The 18673-nt window shown below is 44.3% G+C and carries 10 protein-coding genes and 1 riboswitch; of the genes, 4 read left to right on the top strand and 6 right to left on the bottom strand.

What is annotated here, in order from left to right; translation table 11 throughout:
* Positions 1 to 777: 777 nt before the first annotated feature.
* Positions 778 to 2109, bottom strand: a complete 1332-nt coding sequence (locus R7O13_RS20830; RefSeq protein WP_031781147.1) for a cation:proton antiporter — start codon at positions 2107 to 2109, stop codon at positions 778 to 780.
* Positions 2110 to 2300: 191 nt separating this feature from the next.
* Here R7O13_RS20830 and metH point away from each other — a divergent pair, with 191 nt between their 5' ends.
* Positions 2301 to 5981, top strand: a complete 3681-nt coding sequence (gene metH / locus R7O13_RS20825; RefSeq protein WP_262607053.1) for a methionine synthase — start codon at positions 2301 to 2303, stop codon at positions 5979 to 5981.
* An 86-nt stretch (positions 5982 to 6067) separates the two neighbouring features.
* On the opposite strand, the gene lysC is transcribed toward metH, so the two are convergent.
* A complete protein-coding gene (gene lysC / locus R7O13_RS20820; protein WP_017821324.1) occupies positions 6068 to 7420 on the bottom strand; it encodes a lysine-sensitive aspartokinase 3 in 1353 nt (450 codons plus the stop codon).
* Positions 7421 to 7521: 101 nt separating this feature from the next.
* Positions 7522 to 7700: riboswitch (Lysine riboswitch) on the bottom strand.
* 220 nt (positions 7701 to 7920) lie between these two features.
* Between lysC and R7O13_RS20815 the strand changes: the two genes are divergently transcribed.
* Entirely contained in the window at positions 7921 to 9042 is a 1122-nt protein-coding gene (locus R7O13_RS20815) for a pyridoxal-phosphate-dependent aminotransferase family protein (protein WP_104975641.1), read from the top strand.
* Between the two features lie 59 nt (positions 9043 to 9101).
* Here R7O13_RS20815 and R7O13_RS20810 read toward each other — a convergent pair whose 3' ends face one another.
* From R7O13_RS20810 to R7O13_RS20795, 4 genes are all read right to left on the bottom strand, one after another.
* Complete coding sequence (locus R7O13_RS20810) at positions 9102 to 10883, bottom strand: PglL family O-oligosaccharyltransferase (RefSeq protein ID WP_318304626.1); 1782 nt, start codon at positions 10881 to 10883, stop codon at positions 9102 to 9104.
* 67 nt (positions 10884 to 10950) lie between these two features.
* The gene (gene uvrA, locus R7O13_RS20805) at positions 10951 to 13773 is read right to left on the bottom strand and encodes an excinuclease ABC subunit UvrA (RefSeq protein ID WP_086047064.1); all 2823 of its coding nucleotides are present in this window, start codon (positions 13771 to 13773) and stop codon (positions 10951 to 10953) included.
* A gap of 149 nt (positions 13774 to 13922) precedes the next feature.
* Entirely contained in the window at positions 13923 to 14795 is an 873-nt protein-coding gene (gene galU, locus R7O13_RS20800) for a UTP--glucose-1-phosphate uridylyltransferase GalU (RefSeq protein ID WP_005381239.1), read from the bottom strand.
* Positions 14796 to 14954: 159 nt separating this feature from the next.
* Complete coding sequence (locus R7O13_RS20795) at positions 14955 to 15599, bottom strand: LuxR C-terminal-related transcriptional regulator (protein WP_005381237.1); 645 nt, start codon at positions 15597 to 15599, stop codon at positions 14955 to 14957.
* Positions 15600 to 15876: 277 nt separating this feature from the next.
* Here R7O13_RS20795 and R7O13_RS20790 point away from each other — a divergent pair, with 277 nt between their 5' ends.
* Positions 15877 to 16416: a single-stranded DNA-binding protein gene (locus R7O13_RS20790; RefSeq protein ID WP_005387798.1), complete on the top strand. Its 540-nt coding sequence runs from the start codon at positions 15877 to 15879 to the stop codon at positions 16414 to 16416.
* A gap of 242 nt (positions 16417 to 16658) precedes the next feature.
* Entirely contained in the window at positions 16659 to 18668 is a 2010-nt protein-coding gene (gene csrD, locus R7O13_RS20785; RefSeq protein ID WP_054728884.1) for an RNase E specificity factor CsrD, read from the top strand.
* Positions 18669 to 18673 lie beyond the last annotated feature (5 nt).

The raw sequence follows: 18673 nt of genomic DNA, 5'->3' as shown, positions 1-18673 counted from the left end.
CGCCGGGGGTCGCGGGTTCGAGTCCCGTCCACTCCGCCACTTATATTAAGCCTCAGTCGAAAGACTGAGGCTTTTTTCGTTTTGGTTACCTGACTTACCTTAAACCCACTCTCATATTTAAATCTTGCATCTCGAGTTACACTACCCTCTTCACATGGTTTTAATACGTCGTGAACGAGCTAGCACGTAACTCTGTGCCTTAGTCTTATTCCGATACCAAGCTCTAACCAAAGCTCCTTTTATTCGATATTAGAAAATCTAGTTATGTGACAGAGTTTAATTGTTTGAAGTGTCGCTTGTTTCTAATTTGAAAATAGGATGACTTTGAATACAAGTTTAGTCTCACTGAGATCAAGAGGGAGGGGGCTAAATTTCTGTTAAGGCTTTGATCTACTGAATGCTAGCTCAGTTTTATCTTGGTGAGGTTGCTAACCTGTTTGGGTTCTGAACGCAATCACCCTAAATGTCTCTTTCTCATAAAAATACAAACTCGCTCATTGCTAAGTATTGTGGAAGTTTAGCTTTGATGTTTGCGAGGAGCCTATATTGCCAAGGGAAGAGAAGTGATACAGATGAAAATGGGTAAATTAAAAGGCTCGTCTATGAATACTATCTATCGGCAATAGTTAGTATCTATGAAAATGTAGCGTAGCGATTCTTAGTATATTTGAAGGTATATCAAAGAATAAGGAGCATTAGTCCTTGAAGGGGAGTCTGAAAATTAGTTATGAAAAAAGCAGCTAGGTAGCTGCTTTTTATTTATTAAGTTACGTGTCTTTAAGAGTCCAATGGCTCCGTATGTTCCGGAGTGGTTATTGCTTGGTTATTCTCTTCCATCTTCTTCTCTTCTGCTTTTGCTTTTTCAATCATTGGAGTGATTGTTGAGCCTTGAATGAGGATAGAGAAAACCACGACGGAGTAGGTCATTACAAGAATAATCTCTTTTACATCGATTAACTTATCTTGAATCACCCAAATACCAGATGGAATAGAAAGTGCCATCGCTAGTGCTAGGCCTCCGCGTAAACCGCCCCACGTCAAAATACGCACTGACCATGGATTATATTTTCTGTAACGTTTAAAGCCTATGTAAGAAAGAAATACACTTAGATAGCGAGCTGCTAGTACAAGAGGGACTGAAATAGCCATCATGATCCAGTCTTCTTTGTGGAATTCAAATAGCAGCATCGACATGCCGATCAGTAGGAATAACACGCCATTCAAGAACTCATCAACAAGCTCCCAAAAATGGTCAAGGTGATCTTCACTCTCTTTTGAAAAGCCAATAAAGCGTGTCCAGTTGCCAATCATAATACCGGATACAACCATCGCGAGTGGGCCTGATACATGGATGTATTCAGCAAATGCGTAACCTGCTGTTGGGACACCAATGGTAAGTAACAATTCCATTGAGTGATCATCGGTGGCACTGATCAAGTAGTGGAATAGCAAACCGAGGACGAAACCATATGTGATACCACCGATAGCTTCTTGGATGAAGAGTAAGGTGACACTACCTACAGTTGGTGCCTCAGTGCCAAATGCAATCGTAAATAGAGTGACGAAGATAACCAAACCGAAGCCATCATTGAAGAGCGATTCTCCTTCAATCTGAGTGGAGATACGTTTAGGAGCATCTAGTTTTTTCACAATAGCCAATACAGCGATTGGGTCAGTTGGCGATATTAGAGCACCAAATAGTAAGCAGTAGACCAAATCAAATTGGATGCCAATTAACTGACAAAACCCATACAGCGCAAATCCAATAAAGAACGTAGAAAACAGTGTAGCTCCAAGGGCTAAAACAGTGATCTCCCACTTTTGATCTTTAAGGTTCGGGAGTTTGATGCCTAGTCCACCAGCAAATAGTAAGAAGCCAAGAATGCCTTTGAGCAAGAAATCTTCGAAGTTAATCCTTGTGACCGTCTCCGTCGCAATTTCGGTGAGATGGAACCAGTTGTTTTGACCCGCAATTAAGATTAGAAGTGAAAGCACCATTGAACCTGCGGTAATCGCAATGGTGGTTTGCATCTTTCCTATCTTGCTGTTTACAAAAGCAATTAGCATCGCAGCTGCGGATAGAAAACATAAAGTATGATAGACCGACATAGAGCTCTCTATTTGTAACATTTTATGAATGGAATTCTCGGCTGATGCTGCTTAAATAGCAAACATTTTTTCGTGATTATTTTGTAAGTTAAGAAGGAGATAAAATAATCATTAATTCCACGTTTAGACGTCTAGACTCCTGAAGTTTGTGTGATAGGATGGAAAGATAACTAAAGGAATGAGGCTGTACTGTGGGAAGTAACGTAAGACAACAGATTGAAGCTCAATTGAAGCAACGTATTCTTTTGATTGATGGTGGTATGGGAACCATGATTCAAGGGTACAAACTTGAAGAGCAAGACTATCGAGGAACGCGCTTTGCGGATTGGCATTGTGATCTAAAAGGTAACAACGACCTGTTGGTTCTAAGTCAGCCTCAACTTATCAAGGAAATTCACGCTGCATATTTAGAAGCGGGTGCAGATATTCTTGAGACCAACACTTTTAACGCAACAACCATTGCGATGGCTGACTACGAGATGGAAAGCCTAAGTGAAGAAATTAACTTTGCAGCTGCCAAGCTTGCACGTGAAGTTGCAGACGAATGGACCGCAAAAACACCCGATAAACCACGTTATGTCGCAGGGGTTTTAGGGCCGACAAACCGAACTTGTTCTATTTCTCCTGATGTAAATGACCCCGGATATCGAAATGTTTCTTTCGACGAGTTAGTTGAGGCTTACTCTGAATCGACTCGAGCGCTTATTAAAGGTGGTTCAGACCTTATTCTTATCGAGACCATCTTCGATACGCTTAACGCTAAGGCTTGTTCATTTGCTGTTGAAAGTGTGTTTGAAGAGATGGGTATTGAGTTACCTGTGATGATCTCGGGGACTATTACTGATGCTTCCGGTAGAACATTATCCGGTCAAACCACAGAAGCGTTTTACAACTCATTACGTCATGTTAAACCGATTTCGTTTGGTTTGAACTGTGCACTTGGCCCGGATGAACTGCGTCCTTATGTTGAAGAGCTCTCGCGTATATCAGAATCTTTTGTTTCCGCTCACCCAAATGCTGGGCTTCCGAATGCATTCGGCGAATACGATTTGTCGCCAGAAGATATGGCTAAGCATGTTAAAGAGTGGGCTCAAAGTGGCTTTTTAAACTTGATTGGTGGGTGTTGTGGTACAACTCCTGAGCACATTCGCCAAATGGCACTCGCGGTTGAAAATATCGCCCCTCGTCAATTACCTGAACTTCCCGTTGCTTGTCGCTTGTCTGGCCTAGAGCCACTCGCTATTGATAAAGACTCTTTATTTATCAATGTCGGTGAGCGTACGAATGTAACCGGTTCTGCGCGTTTTAAGCGCTTGATTAAAGAAGAACTGTACGATGAAGCGCTCGATGTGGCTCGTCAACAAGTTGAAAATGGCGCTCAAATTATCGATATCAACATGGATGAAGGCATGTTGGATGCACAAGCTTGTATGGTTCGCTTTTTAAACCTTTGTGCGTCAGAACCTGAAATCTCAAAAGTACCAATCATGGTTGACTCTTCCAAGTGGGAGGTTATTGAAGCTGGTCTTAAGTGCATCCAAGGCAAAGGCATTGTTAATTCGATCTCACTCAAGGAAGGCAAAGAGAAATTTGTTGAACAAGCTAAGTTGATCCGCCGTTACGGTGCGGCTGTGATTGTGATGGCGTTTGATGAGATTGGGCAAGCAGATACACGTGAGCGCAAAGTAGAAATTTGTACCAACGCTTACCGAATTCTTGTTGATGAAGTGGGCTTTCCACCAGAAGACATCATTTTTGACCCAAACATTTTTGCCATTGCTACGGGGATCGAGGAGCATAATAACTACGCGGTGGATTTCATTGAAGCCGTTGGCGATATCAAACGTGATTTACCACATGCGATGATATCGGGTGGTGTTTCTAACGTCTCATTCTCTTTCCGTGGCAATAACTATGTACGTGAAGCGATTCACGCGGTGTTCCTCTATCACTGTTTTAAAAATGGTATGGATATGGGGATTGTGAATGCGGGTCAGTTAGAAATCTACGATAACGTGCCTGAAAAATTGCGTGAGGCTGTGGAAGATGTCGTTCTTAACCGTCGTGATGACGCCACTGAGAGATTGTTAGATATCGCGGCGGAATATGCAGGCAAAGGGGTAGGTAAAGAGGAGGATGCCTCTGCACTTGAGTGGAGAACTTGGCCTGTTGAAAAGCGCTTAGAGCACGCGTTAGTGAAAGGAATAACTGAGTTCATCGTTGATGATACCGAAGAGGCTCGTGTCAAAGCTTCAAAGCCATTAGAGGTGATTGAAGGCCCACTAATGGATGGGATGAACGTCGTCGGAGACTTGTTTGGTGAAGGTAAAATGTTCCTTCCTCAGGTCGTAAAATCTGCCCGAGTGATGAAGCAAGCAGTCGCGCATCTCGAGCCCTACATCAATGCAGAAAAGCAGGTGGGACAAACAAACGGTAAGATTTTGCTAGCGACGGTCAAAGGTGATGTACATGATATCGGGAAAAATATCGTTGGCGTTGTATTGCAGTGCAATAACTACGAAATTATCGATCTTGGTGTCATGGTTCCTTGCGAAAAGATCTTAAAAGTAGCGCAAGAAGAAAACGTCGATATTATTGGTTTATCAGGGTTGATCACGCCTTCATTAGACGAAATGGTGCATGTTGCAAAAGAGATGGAGCGTCTCGACTTTAACTTACCTCTTCTCATCGGTGGCGCAACAACGTCAAAAGCCCATACAGCAGTTAAGATTGAGCAAAATTACAAGCATCCAGTGGTTTACGTGAACAACGCCTCACGTGCAGTGGGCGTATGTACTTCTCTTTTGTCAGATGAACGTCGCCCTGAATTTGTTGAAAAACTTGAAGCTGATTACGAACGAGTACGTGATCAACATAATCGAAAGAAACCGAGAACCAAACCAGTGACATTAGAAGCTGCTCGAGCGAATAAAGTTGCTATCGATTGGGAAGCTTACACCCCTCCAGTGCCTGTTAAGCCTGGCATTCATATCTTCGATGATTTTGATGTGGCTATATTACGTCAATACATCGATTGGACACCATTCTTTATGACTTGGTCACTTGTGGGTAAGTATCCAACAATTTTCCAACATGAAGAAGTTGGTGAAGAAGCAAAACGTTTATTCGAAGATGCCAACGAGTTACTTGATCGAGTTGAGCGAGAAGGCCTGTTAAAAGCGCGTGGAATGTGTGGCTTATTCCCTGCTGCGAGCGTGGGGGACGACATTGAAGTTTATGCTGATGAAACTCGTACCGACGTTGTGAAAGTATTACGTAACTTGCGACAACAGACCGAGAAACCAAAAGGATTCAACTATTGTTTATCCGACTACATCGCATCTAAAGAGTCGGGTAAACATGATTGGATAGGGGCATTTGCTGTCACTGGTGGTATTGGTGAACGAGAGCTTGCTGATGAATACAAAGCACAGGGAGATGATTACAACGCAATTATGATTCAAGCGGTGGCGGATCGCCTAGCCGAAGCGTTTGCTGAGTATTTGCATGAGCGTGTCCGTAAAGAAATTTGGGGTTATGCTGCGGATGAAGATTTATCTAACGATGATCTCATTCGTGAAAAATACCAAGGTATTCGCCCTGCACCAGGTTATCCAGCGTGCCCTGAGCATACTGAAAAAGGACCGCTTTGGGAGCTACTTAATGTGGAAGAGAATATTGGCATGACTCTAACCTCCAGCTATGCAATGTATCCGGGCGCGTCAGTCTCTGGTTGGTATTTCTCTCATCCTGACTCACGTTACTTTGCGATCGCACAGATCCAAGAAGATCAGCTAGAGAGTTACGCCGATCGTAAGGGGTGGGATAGGATCGAGGCTGAAAAATGGTTAGGGCCAAACATTAACGGTTAAATTGATGTTTACCTCGTCCAAATGTAACAACTAATGAAACGACAAAGGGCTGCAGATACGCAGCCCTTTGTTTTATTGAGTTGAACTTACTTCTCAAACAACTCAGTGTGGAGTTTTTGTATGGCTTGTTTCGATACCGATTCATGGAGCAAGAAGCATAAGTTGTGAGGGCTAGCGCCATAACAAATCATGCGTAGGTTAAAATCTTCTAGCGTGCCAAAAACCTGTTTCGCGTAGCCTTTACTCTCACTCATGTTGTTTCCAATGAGAGCAACGAGGCATAGGTCATGTTCAACTTCTACCTTACATAACTCTTCTAACTCTTCTCGTGCAGCTTGCGGCAGCTGCGGCGCGCCGCCGGATGTATCGGTTTGATCAAGTGTTAACGATACACTGATTTCAGATGTCGTGATCAAATCGACAGAGATCTTATGCTTTGCAAGGATCTCAAAGACCTTTGCTAAAAAACCGTATGCGTGGAACATATTGGCGCTGCGTAGCGTTACCATGGTTTGGTTACAACGCAAAGCTAGCGCACGGAATAACGGTGAGCTTTCGACTTGGTGGCGAATCCAAGTTCCCCCTTTTTCTGGCTCTTTCGATGACCCTACAAATACCGGAATGTCGTGGCGTAATGCGGGTACTAGCGTAGAAGGGTGAAGGATTTTAGCGCCAAAGTTAGCCATTTCTGAAGCTTCACTAAAGCTGATCTCGGGAATTGGTGAGGCTTTTGGTGCAATTCGCGGGTCTGTTGTGTAGATACCCGGAACATCAGTCCAGATTTCTAGCCCTGCCGCTTTAACGCTCTCAGCAATTAAGGCGGCGCTGTAATCGCTGCCCCCTCGACCTAATGTTGTTGTATTACCGGCTTCGTCAGATCCTATGAAGCCTTGAGTAACAACAACGGATTGTTGGCAAAGTGGTACGAGTTTATCTTGCGCAAGCGTCGAAATTGCTTCAATGTTTGGCTCCGCGCGACCAAAGTTGTCATCAGTACGCAGCACATCGCGGATATCAAAGCGCACAGCTTGAATGCCTCGCTCACACATTAACTGAGTTAGAATATGCGTCGACATGAGTTCGCCACATGCGACTAAATGATCGGTTAACTTCGCACTAGCTTGGATAGATGCAGCCTCGGCTAGGCTGGTTACGGTATCTAATATGCCATACACCTCGGCAGCAGTTTTCGTGCTGTCTTCGAGCTGAGTTAAAATGGCGTCATGAATGTTGGCCAGATTTTGCAGTAGCTCAGTACGGTGCGTTTGATCCTGAACACCGTTGGCGAGTTCTACCAATAGGTTGGTGACGCCAGAGCAAGCGCTGCTCACGACCAGGCGAGTATTTGGATTGTTTTCGATAATGGTGGCGCAACGACTCATTGCCTCAAAGTTGGCAACACTGGTTCCACCGAATTTAGCTACGTTAAATGCGCTCACTGCGTTCTCCCACGACTTCCTAAAAAATTGTACATCCAATGTTTAGTGAGAAAAGGAACAGAGCAAAAAGAGAGGTATTTAGAATGCTATTTGAAAAATTTACCCTCAGAAGCCCTTCATCAGACTGCGCTGATGACAGTTGATGGGATTCAGCCCAATTCAACCGACAAGTCAAATCCTGCAACTTTGACTTACCTCGGCACTACTCCCCCTCAATGATTGGTGTTGGAATTGCGGTTCCACAAATCATCTACCTGGGTAGCGCTCCTCTTCTACATAAAGCTCAAACATTGAACGGTTTTGAGGCCTTAATGTCAATCAATATTTCAACCTTTATGGTGTTTTTTATTAACGATTTTGTGACACTGGTTTGACCTCCATACTTACGGCTAATTGCTGATAGAGGAAAAATCTATTAGGGTGAAGAACCCTACACCTGAGCCATGTTATTGAATAGAACTTTTAGAATGCTCAGGATAAAAGATAATCAAGGAGCTGACATGTCGATCCAAAGCTTTATTCCGCCTCACCGTATTTTAATGGGACCTGGTCCTTCTGATATTTATCCTCAAGTGTTACAAGCACTAAGCCGTCCTACGGTAGGTCACCTTGATCCTCTGTTTATCGGTATGATGGATGAGCTCAAGCAGCTATTGAAGTATGCCTTTCAAACTGACAATGAGTTCACTATTGCGGTTTCAGCGCCAGGTAGTGCAGGGATGGAAACCTGCTTTGTAAACTTGATCGAGAAAGGCGATAAAGTGATCGTCTGCCGTAATGGTGTATTTGGTGAACGCATGCGCGAAAATGTCGTCCGTGCTGGTGGTGAAGTTGTTATCGTCGATGATGAATGGGGGACGCCTGTTTCCATTGATAAAGTCGAGCAAGCATTCGAACAGCACCCAGATACAAAAGTTCTTGCTTTTGTGCATGCGGAAACCTCAACTGGTGCAGTCAGTGATGCTCAAGCATTGGGTAAGCTGGCGAAACAGCATAATGCATTATCTATTGTTGATGCGGTGACATCGCTTGGTGGTGTGCCGTTAAAAGTGGATGAATGGCAACTGGATGCGGTTTACTCAGGTAGTCAAAAATGTTTGTCATGTGTACCTGGGCTCTCACCAGTGACGTTTTCTCCTGCCGCGATTGAAAAGATTCAAGCAAGAACAACACCAGTACAGAGTTGGTTCCTCGATCAGAGTTTAGTTTTGGGGTATTGGAGTGGAGAAGGTAAGCGTAGTTACCATCATACGGCGCCAGTTAATAGCTTGTATGCGCTTCATGAAGCTTTATTGATACTGAAAAATGAAGGATTAGAAAACGCTTGGGCTCGTCACCAACTGATGCATGAAAAACTCAAAAATGGCTTACAAAAGTTAGGCTTTGAATTTGTTGTGGACGAAGCCCATCGGTTGCCACAATTAAATGCGATTTACGTGCCTGAAGGAATTGATGAAGCAAAAGTTCGTGCTCACTTGCTAGAAACCTATAACCTAGAAATTGGTGCAGGCCTTGGGGCATTAGCTGGTAAAGCGTGGCGTATTGGCTTAATGGGTTACGGCGCTCGATCTGAAAACGTTGCGCTGTGCTTAAAAGCGTTAGAAGAGTCACTCACTGAGTAAAATCATACAGCAATGAGATAAAGAAAAGCGAAGGTCATCCCTTCGCTTTTTGGTATTTATTACTCAGCTCCTGAAGTGGGGGCTGGTGAGGCAGAGATTGCTTGAGAAGGTGGTTGGTAATTGACGTCACTGAAATCAATCTTCGGGAACAAAAACTGCGCTTCAGCTCTAATTTGCTCCGCTTTACTTGAGTCATCTAAGCCTTGGTAGGCCAAAATCAAATTATTATAAAATGCAGGGCGAGGCTTATCTTTGATGATTTTTAGCGACCAATTGATATAAGGCTGAATCAAGGTTGCGTCTTGTTGGTACAGCCCAAGGTTTAAAAACGTGCTATAGACATCCCAATCAAATCTGTCTTTCCAAACCACAGGGTTACTGACTTGATTCAGAATATCAGGGTTAGTTGGTCTAGTGGTCTCAAACTTCGTCAATACATAGTTCGTATGTAATGCGCTTACCATGTAAAACGTAAACGCAACGGGAAGTACCAAACTAAAAACACGCAGCAAGCTTTTGGTCACATTACTAAAGCCGACTTGTCGATAACGAGAGACGCGCTGATCGACCCAGTACAGTAGGATAACGAAGATCAACCAATGCACGAGAGAGTGGTAGAAAGGGTATTCCAGTTGTGAGTGCAATACGATAGGTATAAACAAGGCCAGCAACGCAAGACGAGTTCCGCGTTTGGCTTGATAGATTCGATACAGTACCAGTGCCATCGCTAAGAAGATGCCGAGTATTGGCAGCAAGCCACCTTCTACTCCCCAGTAAAGTAGCTCATTATGCGGATGATCCATGGCTGGCAAACCAGCTGGGTAATTCTCATTTAGGGCATGTTGACGAGCCGTATACAGCATGTACTCAGATTCAAACTTACCATATCCATAACCAGTAAAAGGCTTTTCAATCACCATGTCTAATGTTTGCGGAAAAGTATACGCTCGAGGAGACTCCATATTTACTTTTTCTGCGGCTAACCCACCCCCATCAGGAAAGGCAAGATGCATGACAACGACTGAGAATAAGAGCCCACTTACAAGTGACACAACCCAGCGGATAAAGCGCCCTTTGGTTGCAAAACGGTACATGTATGGAATGACCAACAACACGGCGATGACCGAGGCTAACCAACCAGTGCGTGAAGCCAACGCCACAATTAGTGGTAAAGTTAAAACTGGCACGGCATAGAGAAGGTAAACATCGCTTAACTTACGGTCGTATTTGTAGGGCTGACGTGCAAGTAAATAGCTGGCAATCACCAACCCTGTCGCAAGAAAGCTGGCCATTACATTGGGCTGTTGGAAAATACCATAAGGATGATTGGCCACCGTGTCGTAACCAAACGGATTGCCTGGTTTGAGATGCAGATATTGTGTCAAACCAAAAATGGCTTCGATAACAACCGCAAGGACAATGAACCATAATAGGCGTTGGCGATGTTTATTACTGAAATGAAATTGTTGTAAAACAATAAAGAACAGGACACCACACCACAGGCCTATGAGCTTATTGGCTGCCAAGCTGCTATTCGCATTTGGGTACAGAATGGGCACTGTCATGATAAGAGCACTAATGAACAAGCCGATGGTTAGTTTTGAGTAACGTAGCACTCGATTATTCGCGAGTTGGTAACACCCAATGCCTAATGCAAAGCTAAAAGCAATCCAAGTTGTCGCATTGAACGAAAGCGCAAGCCCCGAACCGCCGGGGTTGGGCATGAAAAAGTGCATTGCCAACACAAATAGTGTTGCCAAGGCAATGAGAAACTTGCGATTGAGGGGAACCTGTACTTTTTCGGGAGAAAGCTTTGTTCCACTTACATGTATAGTAGCCATAGTTATTGCGTTGTTTTGAATGAAAAAAGACCAGCACTTGCTGGTCTCGATACTTTACCTGTTTTTTCTACTTCAACATAGGCTTGAGGAAGTGAGCTGTGTGCGAACCCTCGATTTGCGACACATCTTCCGGAGTGCCTTGAGCGATTATCTCGCCGCCACCTTGACCCCCTTCAGGACCAAGATCGATAATCCAGTCCGCAGTCTTAATGACGTCCAGGTTATGCTCGATCACCACGACAGTGTTTCCGTGGTCGCGAAGTCTGTGCAGTACAGTGAGCAACTGCTGGATATCATGGAAGTGCAAGCCGGTTGTTGGTTCATCCAAAATGTACAAGGTTTTTCCTGTATCACGTTTGGATAGCTCTCGCGCCAGTTTCACACGCTGTGCTTCACCACCGGAGAGTGTTGTTGCCGCTTGACCCAATCGTATGTACGACAAACCCACATCCATCAGTGTTTGTAGTTTGCGAGCGATGGCAGGAACTGGATCGAAGAAGGTGCGTGCATCTTCGACCGTCATTTCTAGCACTTCATCAATAGTTTTACCTTTGTAACGTACTTCGAGCGTTTCACGGTTGTAGCGTTTACCTTTACACACATCACATGGCACATAAACATCTGGTAGGAAGTGCATTTCTACTTTGATAACACCGTCACCCTGACAGGCCTCACAACGACCACCGCGCACGTTAAAACTAAAACGGCCCGGTTTGTAACCGCGAGAACGCGACTCCTGTGTGCCTGCAAACAGTTCACGGATTGGTGTAAAGATCCCCGTATAGGTTGCAGGGTTAGAGCGAGGTGTACGGCCAATTGGGCTTTGATCGATATCGATGACTTTATCGAAGTGCTCTAGACCTTTAATCGATTTATAAGGTGAAGGCTGAGCCGTTGTCGCTCCGTTAAGTTGGGTATGCGCAATTTTAAAGAAAGTATCATTAATCAGCGTTGATTTACCTGAGCCAGATACCCCTGTAATACAGCTGAATAACCCAACAGGAATTGAAAGGTTAACGTTTTTAAGGTTATTACCTGTTGCGCCTAATAGCTCAACCGTTTTTTTCGGATCTCGCGGCGTGCGATCTTTCGGTACTGCGATTTCTTTAACACCACTTAAGTACTGACCTGTCAGAGAATTCGGATTCGCGACTATCTCTTCCATGGTGCCTTCCGCAACAACATTACCACCATGTACGCCAGCACCAGGACCAATATCTATGACATGATCTGCACAGCGAATCGCATCTTCATCGTGTTCTACCACAAGTACGGTATTACCTAAATCGCGCAAATGAGTCAGTGTTTTTAGGAGTCGTTCGTTATCACGCTGGTGGAGGCCAATCGACGGTTCATCTAAGACGTACATGACACCAACAAGACCTGCACCAATTTGGCTTGCTAAACGAATACGTTGAGCTTCACCGCCTGATAAGGTTTCTGCACTGCGTGATAAGTTTAGGTAGTTCAAACCGACGTTAACTAAGAATTGCAGGCGGTCGTTGATTTCCTTCATCACTTTTTCAGCGATTTGGGCGCGTTGACCTTCCAGTTTCAAGGAATGGAAGAATTCCAATGCATCAGCAATGCTGAGTTCAACAATCTCAGGTAGTGTCGTATCAGCAATAAACACGTTACGTGCTTCAAGGCGTAGACGAGTACCGCCACAGCTTGAACAAGATTTAGTGGAGATGTATTTTGCAAGCTCTTCACGGACAGAGTTGGACTCTGTATCACGATAGCGACGTTCTAGGGTATTCAGAATACCTTCGAATGGATGGCGTTTAACGCGAATATCGCCACGATCGTTGATGTATTTAAACTCAATCTCAGTACGACCTGAGCCCTTTAGAATGACATCTTGCGTTTTCTTTGGCAGAGAATTAAAAGGGGCATGGAGGTCAAAACCATAATGATCGGCCAATGAGGTGAGCATTTGGAAGTAGTAGTAGTTCTTTTGATCCCAACCGCGAATCGCACCTTGTGCCAAGCTTAATGAATCATCTTGAATGACTCGACTTGGATCGAAGTATTGTTGAACACCCAAACCATCACAGGTGCCACATGCTCCAGCAGGGTTGTTGAATGAGAAAAGTCGCGGCTCTAGCTCTTGCATGCTGTAACCACATTGTGGACAAGCGAAGTTGGCGGAGAAAATAATCTCTTCACCGTCGCCATCCATTGGCGCGACAACCGCAATACCGCCTGATAATTCGAGTGTTGTCTCGAAAGATTCGGCCAAGCGCTGTTGTAAGTCTGGACGAACTTTAAAGCGGTCTACCACAACTTCAATGGTGTGCTTTTTATGTAGCTCAAGGGTTGGAGGATCGGAAAGATCGCAAGTTTCTCCATCAATACGCGCACGAATAAAGCCTTGAGCCGCTAAGTTCTCAAGCGTTTTAACATGCTCACCTTTACGTTCTTTGACAATAGGCGCCAATAGCATCATTTTGCTGCCTTCCTGCATCTCTAGGACTTTGTCCACCATTTGGCTGATGGTTTGCGCAGCAAGAGGGGCATGGTGCGTTGGACAGCGGGGTTCGCCCACACGAGCATACAATAGACGTAAGTAGTCGTAGACTTCGGTAATTGTACCGACGGTTGAACGCGGGTTATGAGAAGTAGATTTCTGTTCAATAGAAATCGCAGGTGATAACCCTTCAATGTGGTCGACATCGGGTTTTTCCATCAGAGACAAAAACTGACGAGCGTAGGCAGAGAGAGACTCTACGTAGCGTCGTTGGCCTTCTGCATACAATGTATCGAAAGCGAGAGAGGATTTACCGGAGCCACTTAGTCCAGTAATGACAATCAGTTTATCGCGAGGGATTGTAAGATTAATGTCTTTAAGGTTATGGGTTCGGGCACCGCGAACTTCTATTTTATCCATCGTTTTTGCTCTATGTATAACCAAGTGGGGCAAGTATTACATAGTGTGAGAAATGTGCAAAGAAAATTACTGGATAAAAAAACAGTAAAGTAAAAAGCCCAGCGTTGTGCTGGGCTTTCGATACAGTAATTTCGTACTAAGACGATGCTTTATACTGCTTTTTGTGTTGCGTGCTTACCTAGCTCAGAGGTTTTTTCATCTTTTAGATACAGGTTTTCAAAACAATAGTTAGTTGCTTCGATGTAGCCTTCAACGCTACCACAGTCAAAGCGTTTGCCCTTGAATTTGTAAGCCAATACACAGCCCGCTTTTGCTTGTTTAAGCAGCGCGTCCGTGATTTGAATTTCACCACCTTTACCAGGTTCAGTGTTTTCGATCAGTTCAAAAATATCGGGAGTCAGGATGTAGCGGCCAATGATAGCAAGGTTGCTAGGCGCCGTGCCTTTCTCTGGTTTTTCTACCATGTCGTCTACACGGTAGATGTCGTCTTTGATCATTTCACCAGAGATAACGCCGTATTTGTGCGTTTCTTCGGCTGGTACTTCTTGCACTGCAACGATAGAACAGCGGAACTGCTTAAATAGTGCCACCATCTGAGCCAGTACGCCCTCTTGCTCGTTCACACAAAGGTCATCAGCAAGAACAACAGCAAATGGCTCATCGCCTACCAATTCTCGTCCAGTTAGAATCGCGTGGCCCAAGCCTTTCATTTCGCGTTGACGTATATAAGTGAAGTTTGCAGATTCAATGATTTCACGGATATCTACCAACAGCTCTTCTTTGTTGGTACCGCTAATCTGATGTTCCAGTTCGTAGTTCTTATCAAAGTGGTCCATGATCGAGTGCTTGCCACGACCTGTCACAATACACATGCCGTTCATACCAGCTTGGATTGCTTCTTCGACACCGTATTCAATAAGCGGTTTGTTCACGACTGGCATCATCTCTTTTGGCATAGATTTCGTTGCCGGTAGGAAGCGTGTGCCATAGCCTGCAGCAGGGAACAGACATTTTTTTATCATTGGGGGAATATCCTATCTCGTTTTTATCAAGAATCTGCGCATAACTTTAACACGAGAGGTATCAATGAATCATGAATAAAGTAGGAAAAAATGTGAGACTCGGTGCGGAAAAAAGATGAGCGACTCGTTATTTCAGTTATCAGAGCCGCTCACATTGCATCATGACATTAAGTTTTGGTCTGCCCAGGCGATTGCCTGTACTCGGTTCTTTACGGATAGCTTTTTGAATATCTGATATAAGTGCGATTTGATGGTGAATTCACTGACGAATAACTCCTCGGCCATCTGACTGTTCGAGGCGCCAGCTTGTAGGCAACGCAGTACTTGTAGCTCACGAATGGTTAGGTCTACCGTAGCTGGTGCTGTATGAGTATTAATGACATTGCGGTAATAGTGTAAAAGTTGACTGGTTACATTACGCGGCAGCCAGTTTTGACCGTTAACAATGCCTTTTAACCCTTCTCCAATTTGCTCTAGCGTATCTTCAGAATAAAACACACCTTTTAATTGACCAAATGAAAGAAGTTCATCCGTGGTTAGTCTTTTAGGTACGTTGAAGACAACGGTTTCAAAGTTTTTCCATACAAGAGGCAAGTTTTTGATCGATTGAACAAGTGATTTATGTTCACTGAAGTCTATCAGTAGAATTTTATTACGGTGTTGTGGCTTGGCTTCCATGAGTGCTGCGGTTGAAATCACCGGGATGCTCATATCAACGTACTTTTCGAGTGCCGCCACTTTTTTTTGCGCATTATCTTCCATACTGATCAGAAATAGCTTTCTTGCGTAAGCCGACTTTCTCACGTGTTCCAATCTCCCTGGGTTCAATAGAAGCCATAAACTGGCATTAAAGAGAGGCCATAACCATCGCTTTACTGAATAAATGCGTTCGAATTCAAAGCTTCACGAAACGATGTCTGCAACGCGAATCAAAAATGCTACACACGTAAGTTGAAATACGATTTGGGTTCTAGAGGATGACTCAATAGATCACAATGGTATTAGACTTTAATCAAAACATTAAAGCGTGCTATTCTAATGCGCTAAAATTTTATATATCCAGAGTGAAACGGAGCACATCATGGCCAGCCGTGGAATTAACAAAGTTATTTTGGTGGGGAATCTAGGTAACGACCCTGAAATTCGTTACATGCCGAATGGCGGTGCAGTAGCAAACATTACTATTGCGACTTCTGATTCATGGCGTGATAAAGCGACTGGCGAACAGCGCGAAAAAACGGAATGGCACCGTGTTGTGTTGTTCGGCAAACTTGCGGAAGTAGCAGGTGAGTACTTGCGTAAAGGCTCTCAAGTTTACATTGAAGGGCAACTGCAAACTCGCAAATGGCAAGATCAAAGTGGCCAAGATCGCTACTCAACTGAGGTCGTTGTTCAAGGCTTCAATGGTGTTATGCAAATGCTTGGCGGTCGTGCTCAAGGTGGCGGCGCACCAATGGGCGGTCAACAGCAGCAACAAGGTGGATGGGGTCAGCCTCAACAGCCAGCTCAGCAGCAGTACAATGCGCCTCAGCAACAGCAACCACAACAACAGGCTCCGCAGCAACCACAGCAGCAGTACAATGAGCCACCAATGGATTTTGACGACGATATCCCGTTCTAAATTCTGCTTATGCTTGAATCGAAAAGGCCGCGAATATCGCGGCCTTTTTTATTGTCGCAATCTAATGATCTCACAGGCTTATCTTGGCAAGGTTAGGCGTAACAATAAAACTTATCAATGAGTGTGATTTTCTTTATGCTCCAGCCTCTCACTATCAGACTAATCCGATTGTTTGATGAACTCTTATCAAGTATAAATATTTCAATAAGGTATATGATGAATAAAAAAGGAATTTGGTATTCATGAGGTATACCCCAACTCTTAAGTTAAGCACACGGCTGGTGGCCTTTGTCACCATGATCGTTATCTGCGCCATGTTTATCTTGTTTGTCGGTGGCACCCTCTCTTTTAAACGTCTTGGGCAGGAATATCTCACCCATTATTTAGAAGGGATCGTAGAGGTGGTCGACAAGGAGATGGAAGATCCTGACGCCGCTTATTCTATGCAGCGCTGGATGCCGAAAATGCTGCAGGCTTCCAATATTGTCGAAATGACGTTGTCGACCAACAACGCCGTTGTTTATCGCTTCAAAGATACTTCTCATCAAATGGAAGCGTCAGTCTTGTTTGAGGCTGAGTACCAGCTGACTCACAATCAAGATTACACGATTCACTTTAAAGCAATTCCCCCTTACTTAGGTTACAGCTACTCAATGCAGGCGCTTTGGTCGATCACGCTTGCCGTTGTATTGATCATCTTCTGCTTAATGCGCGGCGTGGCATGGCTTAAGGAGCAATTAGAAGGCTCCGAAATGCTCGAAGAGCGAGGCAGAATGATCCTGGCTGGTAGGGTGGAGCAGTATGCCAAAGGTGACAAAAAAGAATGGCCTTACACCGCCAGTGAAGCGCTCGATGTATTAATTGAAGAGTTACAAGATGCGCGTCAAGAGCGAAGCCGATTTGATACCTTTATTCGAACTCAAACCTTCCTTGATAAGCTAACCGGTACCGCTAACCGAGTGTTATTTGATAGCAAGTTGGAATCGGCGTTACTAGAAAGTGGGGCTCGCGGCGCCGTGTTGCTAGTGCGTATTCAAGACTGGAAACTGGTTGAAGAAGAGCAAGATAAGCAAATTACGGATGAGTTTATTGTTGAAGTTGGGAGTTTATTGTCCAATTTAGTTCAACGATACCCAGATGTTGTATTTTCCCGTTATTACGATGCTGATTTTGCGCTTTTTCTACCGCACCAAAGTGCGAAAGATGTGGCTAACCTTGCCTCGCAATGCATTCGCCAGTTAGAAAAGTTAATGCCGCCAGAGCCACTTGATCCAGACAACTGGTGCCATATTGGCATCACCACTTATAAAGAAGGTGAGCGACACAGCCAAATCATTGATGAAGCCGAGACTGCTTTGCGTAGTGCGCAACTACAAAATAACAATAATTGGAGTCGCTTCAAAAAATGGAACCACGATGAAGAAGCTCGCGGAAGTGTGAGGTGGAGAACGTTATTTGACACAGCACTTACACCTGAAAGTGTGATACTCTACGCACAATCTGTGCATCCAATAAGTGACGCGACGCATAAAAAATCATTATATGAAGAGTTAACATGTCGGATTCGCGATCCTGAGAATGGGATTGTTAAAGCGTCTCGGTTCATTTCTGCGATCAGACAGGTTGGTTATGAAGCGCAAATGGATAAGTCGGTTATTAATAAATTCTTAAGAGAGTTTAAGGATAATTTTGATAACTCAAGATCGTATGCGCTCAATTTGAATGTAACGCCATTTTCTAACCGAGAGTACTTTAAATGGTTTCGTGATGAACTCTTACAGTTGTCACGTGAGCAGAGAAAGTGTCTCAGTTTTGAGTTTGTTGAAGCACAATTTGTAAGACACTTAGACTTTATGCGACCAGTCGCTAAAATGCTGGCCGGTTTGGGGTGCCACTTAATGGTTGGGCAGGCTGGGCGTACCATCGTCAGCACTCACTATTTAAAAGAAGTGGATATTCGTTACCTTAAACTTCATCGCAGTTTAGTAGCAAAAATCGACCAACGACATGAAAACCAGCTATTTGTCCGCAGTATGCTAGGTGCGGCGGCAAACAGTAAAACTAAAATTATAGCAGTGGGAATTGAGAATCAGAACGAGCTCAACACATTAATTGAGCTCGGGGTTTATGGTGGGCAAGGGCGTTACTTTTCTGCGGAGCAGCAGTTTCTTCCTCGTCCCCAAGCGTTGCCGAATTCTCAATCAGAATCCCAAGTTAAATTGGGAAGACGAAATCGCTGGCGGAAAAAATAAAGATA

This window comes from Vibrio sp. Y176 (genome assembly GCF_033438945.1).
The sequence above is the reverse complement of the archived record's forward strand: the minus strand, read 5'-3'. Positions and strand labels throughout refer to the sequence as shown.